Source organism: Candidatus Pelagibacter communis (genome assembly GCF_012932795.1).
Classification (GTDB): domain Bacteria; phylum Pseudomonadota; class Alphaproteobacteria; order Pelagibacterales; family Pelagibacteraceae; genus Pelagibacter; species Pelagibacter ubique_S.
This window is the reverse complement of sequence record NZ_LANA01000001.1, coordinates 718,708-733,002: the sequence shown is the minus strand read 5'-3', so window position 1 is coordinate 733,002 and position 14,295 is coordinate 718,708. Positions and strand designations below refer to the sequence as shown.

Sequence of the window (14,295 nt, the reverse complement as noted above, 5' to 3'; positions counted from 1 at the left end):
CTTATATTCCCTTCATTTTATCTGTTTCATGCTCTATTGGAGCAGTTTTTTTTCTTTTGATGATCATTTTATTCAATGCACTTAAATATGCATTTGCTGAAGCTACTAAAGTATCAGTGTCTGCTGATTGTCCAACTGTTGTTTTTCCATTCTCCTCAATTCGGACACTTACAGTTGCTTGAGCATCAGTACCCTCTGTTACAGCATGAACTTGGTATAGCAGTAACTTAACATCATGTGGGTACAAAACTTTTATACATTTAAAGATTGCGTCTACAGGGCCATCACCTGTTTCTGAAGTTGATTTAATTTCGCCATAAACATCGAGTGTCATTTCTGCTTTTTGAGGCTCACCTGTTCCTGCAAAAACTTTTAAAGATTTCAAATTAATTACATATTTATCTAAGACCATACTTTCATCAGTTAAAGCTGCAATATCATCATCATAAACATGCTTTTTCTTATCAGCTAAAATTTTAAATTTCCCAAAAGCAGATTGTATTACATCATCTGTTACATCTGTATAACCAAGGTCATTTAATTTTTCTTTAAACGCATGTCTTCCAGAATGTTTTCCCATCACCAATGAAGTCTTTTTGACTCCAACACTTTCTGGTGTCATAATTTCATATGTTTCTCTGTTTTTTAACATTCCATCTTGGTGAATGCCTGCTTCATGAGCAAACGCATTTTTTCCAACAATAGCTTTATTAAATTGTACTGGAAACGTTGCATTTGAGACAATTTTCGAGGCTTTGCTTAATAGTTCAGTTTTAATTCCTGTTGTATAAGGCATTAAGTCATTTCTTGTTCTTATCGCCATTACAATTTCTTCTAGTGCAGCATTACCTGCTCTCTCGCCAATTCCATTAATAGTACATTCAACTTGTCTTACACCAGCTGAAACACCAGCTAAAGAATTTGCTACAGCTAATCCTAAATCATTATGACAATGAACTGATAGTATTGCTTTATCAATATTTGGAACTTTATTTTTTAATGTTGTTATAATTTTAGTAAATTCTGAAGGTATAGTATAACCAACCGTATCTGGAATATTTATAGTTTTAGCACCACAACTTATTGCAAGTTCAACTGACTTGCACATATAATCCATATCAGTTCTTGTGCCATCTTCACAAGACCATTCAACATCATCTGTTAAATTTCTCGCATAAGTTACACTCTCTTTTATCGCATCTAAAACTTGCTCTGGAGTTTTGTTTAATTTGTGTTTCATGTGCAGTGGGCTTGTTGAAATAAAAGTATGTATTCTAAATCTTGGAGCAGCCTTTAAAGCTTGATGACATGCGTCTATGTCTTTTTTACTAGCTCTAGATAGCCCACATGGAATTGCATTTTTTAAAATTTTGCTTATAGCTGTTACCGCTTCAAAGTCACCAGGCGATGCAATAGGAAAACCAGCTTCAATAATGTCTATTCCTAATTCATCAAAAATTCTTGCTATTTGAATTTTTTCTTCAAGACTCATGGATGCTCCTGGTGATTGTTCACCATCGCGCATCGTAGTATCAAATATAAAAACATTATTTTTGTCGTTCATAGCTAATAATTTTAGAAAAACTATAATACAATCTATAATAGAGATTGCAAAATAAATGTAGTATTTTCCTTCAATTTTTTTTAGTTCGAATTGGGTTTTAGTTTAAAATTTTATTATTAAGCCTATTCGTATTATATATTGCTGTATGAAACAAAGAAAAACTATTTGGTTTAAAGACTATTATGAACTATTGCATTAGAAATTTTCTCATCTGGAAGGCCCTCGTTCTTGGTTTATTAATAGCTGTATTTACAGAATTATTGAGTTTTTTTGATGCTATAAACGATCTATCAATTAAAGTTCTTTGGATTGTAATAATTACAGTTTTATTTTTTATATTCTTCTACTTAATTAAGATAAAAATTCATATCAACTTGTTAGGAAAAATATCAAATTTGCCAAGATTTGAAATTATATTTATTTTTTTAATATTTTTTCTAACTTTTATAAATTCTGTAATTTATCCACCAAATACTTTAGATGCTATGACGTATCATTTACCAAAAGTGATGCACTGGGCTCAGAATAATAATCTAGATTTTTACCCCACGCATCACTTGAATCAATTAATTTTAGCTCCATTTTCAGAGTTTGTAATTTTACATTTACAGTTATTATTTAATGGTGATCATTTTTTTAATTTGGTCCAATGGTACTCAATGATAATTAGTTGCATAACTACTTCATTAATTGCAAAAGAGTTGGGCTGTAATATTAAGTTTCAAATTTTTAGTTCTTTATTTTGTGCAACAATACCAATGGGAATTTTACAGGCTACTAGCACCCAGACTGATTATGTAACCTCTATGTGGCTATCAATCATGGTATATTTTTTTTTAAAATACATTAATCAAGGAATGCTTAAATATATATTTGCTTTTGCAGTTGCATTAGGAATTGGAGTACTAACAAAAGGGACATTTTATATTTATGCTTTACCTTTTTGTATATGGCTTGGTCTACATGTAGTTATAAAAAATCGTAAACATTTTTTTTATTTGTTTGCAATACCATTAATAATGCTTTTCCTTAATCTTGGTCACTACAGTAGAAATATTAATTTATATAATAACCCTTTGGGTCTGAGCAAAGAAAGTGTTGATTGGACAAATAAAACAAAAAACTTAGAAAGTTTAACAGTAAACATATTTAGAAATATTGGACTAAACCTAGCTGTCCCAAACAAGAAAGTTAATATGTTTACAGCTAAAAAAATTAGTGTCTTTTTAGAAGGTTTAAATATGTCAGTCAATAATCCTGAAACAACTAAAATTCCACATCGCGGTTACTATATTCCATTTTCTTTTTATGAGAGTTCTGCTCCAAACACCCCTCATTTTATCATTTTTTTATTAGCACTTTTTATTATTTATAAAAAAAAATTATTATATAATGAAAAATATTATCTTTATTCACTTATAGCTGGATTTCTTTTAATATGTTTTTTATTAAAATGGACTGGTGTACAAAATAGGTTGTTGCTTAGTTTTTTTGTTTTATGCTCCCCAATAGTAAGTTTTGTTCTTTATAAATTTCAATTAAATAAATTGATGAGCGCTCTAACTATATGTTTGTGTTTATATTCAATACCCTATCTCCTATTTAATAAAAGTAGACCATTATTAGCGAGCCTAAACTTTGATAATAAAGAAAAAATTTTTTACAAACCCTTTTTTTTAGAAAATAAAAGAAATGAATTATATTTTGTTGCTGATAAGTTTTATAACTCAAGAGATATATTTAATTATTATGTCAAAACAGCCAATTTAATAAAAGATTCAAATTGTAAAAAAATTGGCTTAGACAATCATAGAAATCATTACTTAGAATATCCTATTTGGGTAATGTTAAGAAAAGAAGGTAAAAACACAATAGTTCCTAAAATTAAAATTTCTAATGTTAATGTGCAAAATAAGTCAGCCTCAATCAAACAAGAGGGTCAAAATTGTGCTATCCTCGTTTTGGATAGAGGTGTTGAGTTTTTTTCAACTAAGTAAAAGTATAATCACTTTCAATTTAGCAAAATTTTTTAATTATAGTTTCAAAAAAGAATCTTAAGGCATATATTAAGTGAACTGAAGATCTCTCATTACCATAAATTGTTCTGATTGGTATTTCTTTTATACTTAATTTATTTTTAACTAATTTAATTCTCATTTGGTTATCAAAATTAAAATTATTTGTTAAATTACTTAACATTTTTTTTTTAATGTATTTAAAATTGTAAATCCAGTATCCAGAATGACAATCAGTAAACTTTGTTGAATAGAGTAGATTAAATAATTTCGTTAAAAAAATATTTCCTACAAATTTATAAAAAGGCATATTTCCCTTGATAGCATTCTTTCTTATCATCATTCTTGACCCACAAACAGCAGCACAATCAAATTTTTCTAATTTTTTAATAATTGGTAAAATATATTTGGGATGGTATTGGCCATCCCCATGAACCATTAAAGCGTAGTGAAAATTATTCTTTAAAGCATAATTTAAGCAAGATTTAATATTTCCTCCATAATTGAGTCTTTTTTTATTATCTTTTAAAAAAACAATTGATTTATTTTTTTTTCTAATCTGTTTAGCAATTTTTAAAGTGTCGTCTCTTGAATTATCTTCACTAATTAATATTTTAATCTTATAATTTTGTAATTTTTTGAATTGGATTAATTCGAAAACTTTTTTCAATCTAAATGATGCCTTGTAAGTTATTATGAATATAAGAATTTTTTTTTTCATTCTGTCTATTAATGGTTCTATATTTAGAATAGTTTAGAGTATTCTTTAATCTGGTATTTTAGTGTGCTGTTATTTTTTATCACTATATACTAATTTTTTCTTCAAGACTCATTGATAGGCCAGGTGATAGTTCACCATCACACATAGTAGTATCAAGTATAAAAATTTTATTTTTATCAGTCATAGGAATTATTTAAATAATTATAATACAATCTATAATAAATTTTGCAAAATAAATGTAAATTTCTTAAGAAAAATAGGAAGGCAATGTAAATGCTGAATTAATAAACTTCGAGTTTTTTGATAAGCGCAATGTAATTTCACTTAAGTTTCGCCTTACATATTTATCTAAGTTTGTTGGATATTTTATCTCCAGAATACAAGTTGAGGCAAAATTTTTAACTATCTCTATTTGACTCATATTTTTTAAATAAATGCTTTTTAAATTATAGTCAATTGTTGCTCTAACAATGCCACTATTTGAAACGAGATAATGTCTATCATAGTTAGTTGTTAATATGGGATGTAAAATATTTTTTGACTTATTTTTTGAATTTACAATATCTTTAATTAATTTCAAATTATTAAAATCAGGAAATTTTAATTCATTTAGTTCATCTATTTTAAAAATTTCTTTTTTGGTTTCAGATCCTTTTTTGCTTTTAATTTCCAAAATAGGATCAGTTATATTTTTTTTATCTCCATACCACCTAACACGAATTTTTTTTTTTTCACTAATCCCATCTAAATTTTGTCTAATAGAAGAATAATTATTTGTATCAAAATATATAGAATTTACTTTTCTGCTAGGATGATGAAAATTAAAAAAAAGTTTTGATCTGATCAAAGAATTAATTAAAGTTAAATTATCACTTTTCCTGTATATCCATTTTCTTTCAAATCTATCGATTTTATTTATCATTAATTTTTCAATTAAATTTATTGATTAATCATAGCTAATATTTTTGCGTTACCATTATTATTTTTTTGAATTACATCATTTAAAATAATATTAGATTTTTCATCTTTGGCAAATTTTACTAAAAAATTATTCACATCAAAATTTTCAACAACTAAAAGCCCATAATTATATTCTTTTTTTTTTTGATATGCTGCAAAAGGAATTTTTACTCCATCAAATAAAATATTTTTTGAATATACTTTTGATCCATCTTTACTAATTATTCCAGATTTTGAATTCTTTGCTGTAATTTTCGAAATTTTAATATTTGAAGCTTCACCTCCACTTATCAATTTATCATTTACATTTTCTAGGTATGAGTTATAGATATTTACATTTGAACCAGAAAAATCCATTGCATCATTATTAATATTTTTAAAATTTACTGAAGATATGTCTCCATCACTAAAATCTATATCAATTGCATCAGAAGAAATATTTTCATAGTTTGAATTGCTAATCTTAAATTTTGACCTAAATATATTTAATGCATCTTCTGAAGTAATATTTTTAAAATTTACATTATTAATTTCAACTTTAGTTTGATGAAAATTTAAAGCTCCATAAATTATATATTCTGAACTTGACTCAATATTATATCCATTTAAAAAAGAGAAATTTGTATTTTGAATTTTAGATAATTTATTATTATCTAAAATTAACAACCCACCCCCTAGATTGTTTTTTTTACCAGTTATTGTTGTTTCTTTATTTTTTCCTCCAATAATCCAGGGAGACTCCGAAATTACAAAAGCATTATTTATAAGTAAAATTTTTTGACCAGGTTTAACAATAACATTAAATCCTTTAGTAATGTGAAGGTTTTCATCAATCTCTATTTCATCTTTAATTAAAAATAATTTATCATCTTGTTTAATAAAATATTTATCTAAAGTATTTGTTTTTAGGTTCTTAAAGCTTTTATATCGATATTTGGAATTTATATCATCAATTTTTAATACAAATGAATTTTTGTCAAATTTTTCTATAAATTTCATATGAGTACATTCAAGGTTATTTGATTGTATTTCAGGTAATTTTATAACTGTATTTGAAAAATTATTTAAAATTTTTGTAATTTTAATTTCAACCTTTTTTTCGTTTTTGTTACAAATTAATTTATCAACACTAAGTGCCCCATAATTTTTATAATAATTTTTAACTAAAAAAACTGACTCATTATTTCTTATAACTTGTATTTGTTTTTTTAATTTTAATTTTTTCTTGATATTATTGGCATGATAAAAAAAATCAGAAAGTAAGAAATAATACAATCCAACTCCATAAGTTCTGCTATTGTCATAATAAAAATAGTCAGAATAAATATGTGAATTGATTATTTTTATTTTTTTTAAATTCTCACTTAAAAATTTATCTAAATATTTTTTAGAGCTAATTTGATTTAGTTTTTTTAAATATAAATTATAAAAAGATGAATTTAAACTTCCATCTCTATTATAAAAAAAATTTTGTAACCACTTCCACCCTTTTTTGTTTTTTTCTGTAAATGATAATTCAACAATATCTATTAATATATTATTATCATAATTTAAATGTTGTTTATGATAATTGGGTTTTAATCTATGACCATCATATGGTATCGGCTCAAATAAACCATTAATAGGATTATAATAAAATTTTACACTTTTAAGAAAAGCTCCATGATAAGTTGAGGTCATATCTACTACAGCAAAATAAGCAGCCCATCTTTCGACATCAAATACATCTTCTAACGGTACTTTTTTTTTAAAAAAATCTCTCAATTTTTGAGATGCGGTTTTTGCCAATGCAATGTTTTCTTTTTTGCTCCAATATTTTTTATTATAAATTTCAAAAATAAGATCTTCTTCATCAACAAGTAAATCTTCATCAAAACCAAAAATAGGACCATTTCTTCTTTTGTTTCTTTCAATTAACTCTTTTCCAAATCCTTCTTCTAAAACATAAAGGCCTTTGTTTTCTCCATTAATAGATAAATCTAAAAATTCGTACTTAATTTTAATGATGTCAAAGTCTTTTGCCATTTGATGAAAAATCCACTCATGAATATAATTTCTTATTCTTGGTTTTTGTAATGAAAATTTTGATAATCCAAAAATATAATTTTCTTTATCTAGTTTTATTTTATATGAAGAATGTTCCTTTTCAAAAAAATGGGCCTTTCTATCTCCCTTTAATCTTATATCTCCAGAATATTTTGTGTTATTATGAATGAGATTAAAATTTACTAAAGTGTTGTACTCTGTTGCTGGAAGTGTTCCATTTTTTATAGCTTCATTTCTTACATTCTCTAAAATTAATGAGTCATTAAATTTAATTTCTAAATCAAGCTTTTCTAATTTATAAAAATTGCTCTTTATTGCTTGAAAAGTTATATTAGGTAGATATAAAAATTCAAATCTTCCCCCCTTAGAAAAAAGATCTAAATATTTTGACTTCGCTTGTTCAAAGGTTTGGGACTTAAATGTAAAAATAATTAAAACTATACCAGCAGTTATTGTCGAAAAAAAATATATAAAAAGAAATTTATTTAAATTATATTTTTTTTTTTTTTTACCTTCCTTTTTCAGGATCATAAAGAAAGATCTTCATTGTGTGCTAAAATTGTTTTTGAATTGGGGTATTGCTTTTGAATCTTGCCAGTAATCTTTGTTAAATTTTTAAAGTCGCTAGTTTTTAAATCAATATTAATGCTAGTGTTAATATTAGTCCTAGACATTGAAATAAATTTTAATTCAACTAAGTCTTTAGTTAATTCATCTATAAGATTATTAATTTGAATATCTGAAATTTTTTCATCAATTATTATTCCCATATTTATCTTTTCATTGTAATCAATATTTTTGCTCTTAAGATACTTTGAATAAATCAGGATTGTTGCTAAAGCAAAAAATATTCCAACTATAGTTATAATTAATTGATTTGCACCACACCCTAAACCAATAGCAATAATTAAAAATAAGTATACTAGCTCTTCTGGTTCTTTAATAGCAGCTCTAAATCTAACTATTGATAGCGCTCCAACTAATCCTAAAGATAATGCCAGGGAACTTTTAACAATCATAATAACTATGCACGTTGCAACACCCAACACTACAAAGTTTTTTGAAAATTCAATTCTATTAGAAAGTGTTGAAGAAAATTTTATATAAAACAAGTGAACTATAAAACTTAAAATAGCTGCACAAAATAGACTTAATACAAAATTAGATAGCTCTATCTGAACATTTTGATTGAGAAAAAAATCTAGATCTGACTTTGTCATTTTTAATTATTTTAATAGAAGTTTATTCTTATTTTTTGTCACTATCTATCAATTTTTTCTTACCAATCCAAGGCATCATGGCCCTAAGTTCTGCTCCCACTTTTTCAATTGGATGATCAGCAAGATCTTTTCTCATTTTTAAAAAGTTTTTTTGCCCACTTTCACACTCTTTAATCCAGTCTTTAGTGAATTTTCCAGATTGAATATCAGCCAATACTTCTTTCATTCTTTTTTTGCTTTCGCTGTCTACAACTTTTTTTCCTGATACATACTCTCCATACTCTGCTGTATTTGAAATAGAGTAATTCATGTTAGCAATTCCACCTTCATAAATTAGATCAACAATCAATTTAACTTCGTGCAAACATTCGAAGTATGCCATTTCAGGTTCGTAACCAGCTTCAGTTAAAGTTTCAAAGCCATTTTTAATTAATTCAACTAGTCCACCACAAAGTACGGATTGTTCTCCAAATAAATCTGTTTCACATTCATCTTTGAAGGTTGTTTCAATAATTCCTGATTTTCCTCCACCAATAGCCGAGGCATATGATAGTGCAAGATCTCTAGCTTTGCCTGTTCCATTTTGATGAACTGCAAATAAACAAGGTACCCCCCCTCCTCTTTCAAACTCACTTCTTACTAAATGCCCAGGTCCTTTAGGTGCAACCATAAATACATCTAGATCTTTTCTTGCATCAATAAGCTTGTAATGAATATTTAATCCATGAGCGAAAGCTAAACTTGTTCCTTCTTTTATTCTTTGTTCAATATGATTTTTATAAATTGACGCCTGTAATTCATCTGGTGTAAGTATCATTGCAACCTCAGCCCATTCAGCAGCATCTGACAGATTCATAACTTTCAATCCTTTTGATTCTGCTTTTGCTTTACTTATTGAGCCATCTCTAAGAGCTACAACAACTTCTTTAGCACCGCTATCTTTTAAATTTAGTGCATGAGCGTGACCTTGACTTCCATAACCAAAAATTGCTATTTTTTTACTTTTAATTAAATCTACATCTGCATCTTTTTCATAAAACATTTTCATTTTTTTTTCTCCTTTATAATTAATTAAAAATCTCTGCACCTCTTGTCATTGCAACTGCTCCAGTTCTTGAGGCACTGACAAGACCAAATGGTTTTAAATTTTTTATCACTTTGTCTATCTCTCTTCTTAATGCTGTTATTTGAATTACAGCAGATTTTTTTGTATGATCTAATATAACTGGATTATATTTTCTACAAGTATTTAAGGCTTTTTTAATTTTATTGGGGTTTGTAACAATTTTTAATAGGGCCATCTCTTTAAAAATTACCTTTTTATCCTCTCTTTTAAAATTAGCCACTTTATGTACTGGTACTAATTTTTTTAATTGTAATGCTATTTGCTCGATTACTTCTGGGCTTCCAGTTGTTACAATTGTAACTCTAGAAAGGTTTTTTTTTTGATCAACTTCTGCAACAGCTAAAGATTCAATATTATAGCCTCTTCCTGAAAATAAACCCACAACTCTAGCAAGTACACCTGCTTCGTTATCAACCCAGACTACGAAAATATGAGTATCGATCTTCCCTTTTTTTGTGGGTACACTATATGCTGATTTAGATTTTTCCATTTTAGACTAATGCTTTTCCTTTTCCAGTTATCTTGTTTTCTTTTTGGTCTTTTGGACCTAACAACATTTGGTTGTGAGGTTTTCCTGAGGGAATCATTGGAAAGCAATTCTCAGCTTGATCTACATGACAATCAAAAATAACTGGTCTATCTATATTGATCATTTCTTCAATTTTTTCATCTAATTCATCTGGATTCTCTGCTCTAATTCCTACACAACCGTAAGCCTCAGCCAATTTGACAAAATCTGGTAATGCCTCAGAATAACTCTCTGAATAATTTTTTTCATGAAGTAACTCCTGCCATTGTCTAACCATTCCCATGTATTGGTTGTTCAAAATAAATATCTTTACTGGCAAATTATATTGAACTGCAGTTGAAATCTCTTGCATAGTCATCAAAATTGAAGCTTCTCCAGCAATGTCTATGACTAATTTTTTGGGGTTAGCAACCTGTACTCCTATTGCCGCTGGTAATCCATAACCCATAGTTCCAAGTCCACCTGATGTCATCCATCTATTGGGCTTATTGAATTTATAATGTTGCGCTGCCCACATCTGATGCTGTCCAACTTCTGTGGTAATATATGTATCTTGATTTTTAGTTAATTCGTAAAGTCTTTGAACCGCATGTTGAGGCTTAATAATTTTATCACTATTTATAAAATTTAAAGATTGTTTTGTTCTCCATTTTTGAATTTGTTGCCACCATTTTGATATTTTTTGTTTATTTGATTTTTCTAAATTTAAGTTTTTCTTTTTTAAAGTTTTGGTAGTTGACCCTATTACATCACAAACATCACCAACAATAGAAAGGTCAACTTTTACAATTTTATTTATAGATGATGGGTCAATATCAATATGAACTTTTTTAGATTTCGGAGAAAACTCATCTATCTTTCCTGTGATACGATCATCAAATCTTGCGCCTATATTAATTAATAAATCGCAATCATGCATTGCATTGTTAGCTTCGTAAGTTCCATGCATGCCTAACATTCCTAAAAATTGATTATCATCCCCTGGGTAAGCACCTAGTCCTTGCAAAGTTGAGGTAATAGGAAATCCAGTTAAGGCCACTAATTCTCTTAAAAGTTCACTTGCCTTTGGACCAGAATTAATTACTCCACCTCCAGTATAAAAAACTGGTTTGGATGCTTTTTTCATTAAGTCTACTAATTGATCAATTTCTTTTTGGCTAAATTTATTGAGAACTTTTCCATTTAATTTTTTTTCTTTTTTATGTTTAGAATATTTTGCTTTTGCAAACTGAATATCTTTTGGAATATCAACTAGCACTGGTCCTGGTCTTCCAGTTGTTGCAACTTCAAATGCTTCATGCATTATTCTTTGAAGATCATTAATATCTTTAACCAACCAATTATGTTTTGTACATGGTCTAGTAATTCCAGTTGTATCACATTCTTGAAATGCATCTGTCCCTATTAAATGTGTTGGTACTTGACCTGATATACAAACTAAAGGAACTGAATCCATATAAGCATCCGTTAATGCAGTTACAACGTTAGTAGCACCTGGTCCTGATGTAACTAATACAACACCTGGTTTTCCAGTTGATCTTGCATAACCTTCGGCTGCATGACCAGCTCCTTGTTCATGTCTGACTAAAATATGTTTTATTGATGGATGATTTTTTAACTCATCATAAATTGGAAGTACCGCACCACCCGGATATCCAAAAATATGCTCTACCTTTTGGTCTTCCAAACATTTAAATACAATTTCAGCGCCTGTGTATAAATTACCCATCTGAGCAATCTAGCTGAAGTTGTGCTCATTGGTCAAGTTTAAGAAGTGATTTATTTAATTTTTTTATATAATTATCAATCTTACTTGGATTAATTTTTTTCCAAGATGTCATCCTGCTTCTTGCCCATGTAGCTTGCCTTTTGGCGTATTGTCTTGTTTTAATTGAAATTAATTCATGTGCTTGATCTAGATTGATTTTTTTATTTAAGAACTGTGTCAATTCGTCAATCCCAATTATCTTATTTACACTTAAATCTTTTTTTATTTTCAATTTTATAAAATTTTTTACCTCTTTTACTGCTCCTTCGTTCATCATTTTGATTGATCTTAGTGATATTTTTTTAATTAAGTCTTCTCTTTTAAAATCAATATATAATTTTAAAAATGTATCCTTTTTGAATTCAGATTTAGTTCTATTCATCCATTCATACATAGAAATTTTTGTGAATAATTTAATCTCAAATGCTCTAATTGTTCTTTGGGTATCATTTGGATCAAATTTATCTTTGGACATTGGATCAACTTTTAAAAGTTTCTTATAAAATTTTTTCTGTCCCTCTTTTTTTTGCATTGATCTAATTTTATTTCTAAACTTTAAGGGTATTTTAGGAATTTCTACTAATCCTTTAATTAAAGATTGAAAATATAATCCAGTACCACCTACTAAGATTGGAATTTTTTTTCTTTTTTGAATATTCTTTATTTTTTTAATTGTTATTTTTAACCATTGCCCAGTAGAAAATTTTTTATTTAAATCAATGATGCCATACAAATGATGTTGAATTTTTTTTTGTTCTTTTTTATTTGGTCTTGCAGTTAATATTCTAAGTTGCTTATAAACCTGCATGCTATCAGCATTAATTATTTCACCATCAATTTTTTTAGCTATTTTTAATGCAAAATTTGATTTGCCTGAAGCAGTTGGGCCTGAAATTAAAATAATCTTGGACTGCTTGTCCATTGTCAATCTAATTTAACACCAATATATCTTCTTTGGTTTTGATTATTGTAAATCACAATCAAAATAGTTTTTTGATTAGATTTTAAAGCTTTATTAACTATGTCCTCAAGATCTTTTTTAGATTTAATTTTTTTCTTTTGAGCCTCAATTATAATATCACCTACATTTAAATAGTTCACAGGACTATTTTTACCAATATTAGTTATAACTAAACCTGTTGTTTGATTTGGAAGTTTTCTTTGATTAATATCTTTTTTATTTAACAATCTTGCCATAATCTTTAAAGATTTAATTTCTGAAATTTTTGGCATTTCAGTTTTTTTTTCTTCTTTTTCTTTTTTTTCTTTTTTAAAATCGCTAGATGTTTCTAATCTTCCTAATTTAATTTTTTTTATAACTTCTTTTTTATTTCTCCAAATTTTAACATCAACAATTTTACCCACTTTTGTTTGTGCAACAATTTGTGGCAATTCTTTCATTACATTTATTTTTGTTCCATTAAATTCTAAAATAATATCTCCAGCTTTAATTCCGGCTTTGTCGGATGGACTTTTTTCAGCAACACTCGCAACTAATGCACCACGCGGCTCATCTAATTTTTCAATATCTGCTATTTCTTTAGTAACCACTTGAATTCTAACACCCAACCATCCTCTTTTGGTTTCACCAAACTCTATCAATTGACTTACAACCTTTTTTGCACTGTTGGCTGGTATTGAAAAGCCTATACCAATCGATCCACCTTTTCCTAAAATCGCTGTATTAATTCCTATTACATTTCCGTTCATATCAAATAATGGACCACCAGAATTTCCAGAATTAATTGATGCATCTGTTTGAATGTAGTCCTCATACCGAGAAAGGCCAATCGACCTATTTCTTGCTGAAATAATTCCTGCAGTAACTGTTCCACCTAGACCAAATGGGTTTCCAATAGCTATTACCCAATCTCCAATTCTTGCTTTATCAGAATCTCCAAATTGAACTGGAGTAAATTTTTCTTTTGAATCTATTTGAAGAACTGCAATGTCAGATAATGGATCTGCACCTATAATTGTTGCTTTATATTCTTTTTCACCCCCCACTTTAACCACAATATCTTCTGCATCTTGGATCACGTGATTATTAGTAATCACAATCCCTTTTTCATCTATAATGAATCCAGATCCCAATGCTGCAGATTTTCTAGTTTGGGGTGTTCCAAATTCTTTAAACATATCCTCAAAGGGTGATCCTGGGGGAAATTGAAATCCTGGAAATGGATTGGAGTTAGTTGTTACTGTTGTCGTTGTTGAAATATTTACAACCGATGGCATCAATCTTTCTGCTAAATCAGCGAATGATGCTGGTGCATCCTTTGCACTTGTTTGTACTGCAAAAGATAATGTAAAAAATACTACTAATAATTTTATAATTCTATTCAT

At 27.8% G+C, this 14,295-nt stretch carries 11 protein-coding genes; 1 reads left to right on the top strand and 10 read right to left on the bottom strand.

Annotated features, from left to right (window positions below):
• Nucleotide 1: 1 nt before the first annotated feature.
• Nucleotides 2-1,564: a 2-isopropylmalate synthase gene (locus tag VP91_RS03835; RefSeq protein WP_169036110.1), complete on the bottom strand. Its 1,563-nt coding sequence runs from the start codon at nt 1,562-1,564 to the stop codon at nt 2-4.
• Between the two features lie 182 nt (nt 1,565-1,746).
• On the opposite strand from VP91_RS03835, the gene VP91_RS03830 reads away from it, so the two are divergent.
• Complete coding sequence (locus VP91_RS03830) at nt 1,747-3,561, top strand: ArnT family glycosyltransferase (protein WP_169036109.1); 1,815 nt, start codon at nt 1,747-1,749, stop codon at nt 3,559-3,561.
• A 19-nt stretch (nt 3,562-3,580) separates the two neighbouring features.
• On the opposite strand, the gene VP91_RS03825 is transcribed toward VP91_RS03830, so the two are convergent.
• The 9 genes from VP91_RS03825 to VP91_RS03785 all read right to left on the bottom strand — a co-directional run bounded on the left by VP91_RS03825 (nt 3,581) and on the right by VP91_RS03785 (nt 14,295).
• Nucleotides 3,581-4,300, bottom strand: coding sequence for a glycosyltransferase family 2 protein (locus VP91_RS03825; RefSeq protein WP_169036108.1), 720 nt, complete (start codon nt 4,298-4,300; stop codon nt 3,581-3,583).
• Between the two features lie 247 nt (nt 4,301-4,547).
• On the bottom strand, nt 4,548-5,222 hold the full coding sequence (locus VP91_RS03820; RefSeq protein WP_169036107.1) for a VTC domain-containing protein: 675 nt from the start codon (nt 5,220-5,222) through the stop codon (nt 4,548-4,550).
• 17 nt (nt 5,223-5,239) lie between these two features.
• Entirely contained in the window at nt 5,240-7,837 is a 2,598-nt protein-coding gene (locus VP91_RS03815; protein ID WP_169036106.1) for a hypothetical protein, read from the bottom strand.
• Nucleotides 7,834-8,526 (bottom strand): DUF4956 domain-containing protein, encoded by a 693-nt coding sequence (locus VP91_RS03810; RefSeq protein WP_169036105.1) that lies wholly within the window; start codon nt 8,524-8,526, stop codon nt 7,834-7,836. The genes VP91_RS03815 and VP91_RS03810 overlap by 4 nt, the downstream gene beginning before the upstream one ends.
• A 28-nt stretch (nt 8,527-8,554) precedes the next feature.
• Nucleotides 8,555-9,574, bottom strand: coding sequence for a ketol-acid reductoisomerase (ilvC, locus tag VP91_RS03805; protein ID WP_169036104.1), 1,020 nt, complete (start codon nt 9,572-9,574; stop codon nt 8,555-8,557).
• 19 nt (nt 9,575-9,593) lie between these two features.
• The gene (ilvN, locus tag VP91_RS03800; RefSeq protein WP_169036103.1) at nt 9,594-10,142 is read right to left on the bottom strand and encodes an acetolactate synthase small subunit; all 549 of its coding nucleotides are present in this window, start codon (nt 10,140-10,142) and stop codon (nt 9,594-9,596) included.
• A gap of 1 nt (nt 10,143) precedes the next feature.
• On the bottom strand, nt 10,144-11,910 hold the full coding sequence (locus tag VP91_RS03795) for an acetolactate synthase 3 large subunit (protein ID WP_169036102.1): 1,767 nt from the start codon (nt 11,908-11,910) through the stop codon (nt 10,144-10,146).
• 25 nt (nt 11,911-11,935) lie between these two features.
• Nucleotides 11,936-12,871 carry a tRNA (adenosine(37)-N6)-dimethylallyltransferase MiaA gene (gene miaA / locus VP91_RS03790; RefSeq protein WP_169036101.1) on the bottom strand — a complete coding sequence of 312 codons (936 nt, stop codon included), beginning with the start codon at nt 12,869-12,871 and terminating at the stop codon, nt 11,936-11,938.
• Between the two features lie 2 nt (nt 12,872-12,873).
• A complete protein-coding gene (locus VP91_RS03785; protein ID WP_169036100.1) occupies nt 12,874-14,295 on the bottom strand; it encodes a Do family serine endopeptidase in 1,422 nt (473 codons plus the stop codon).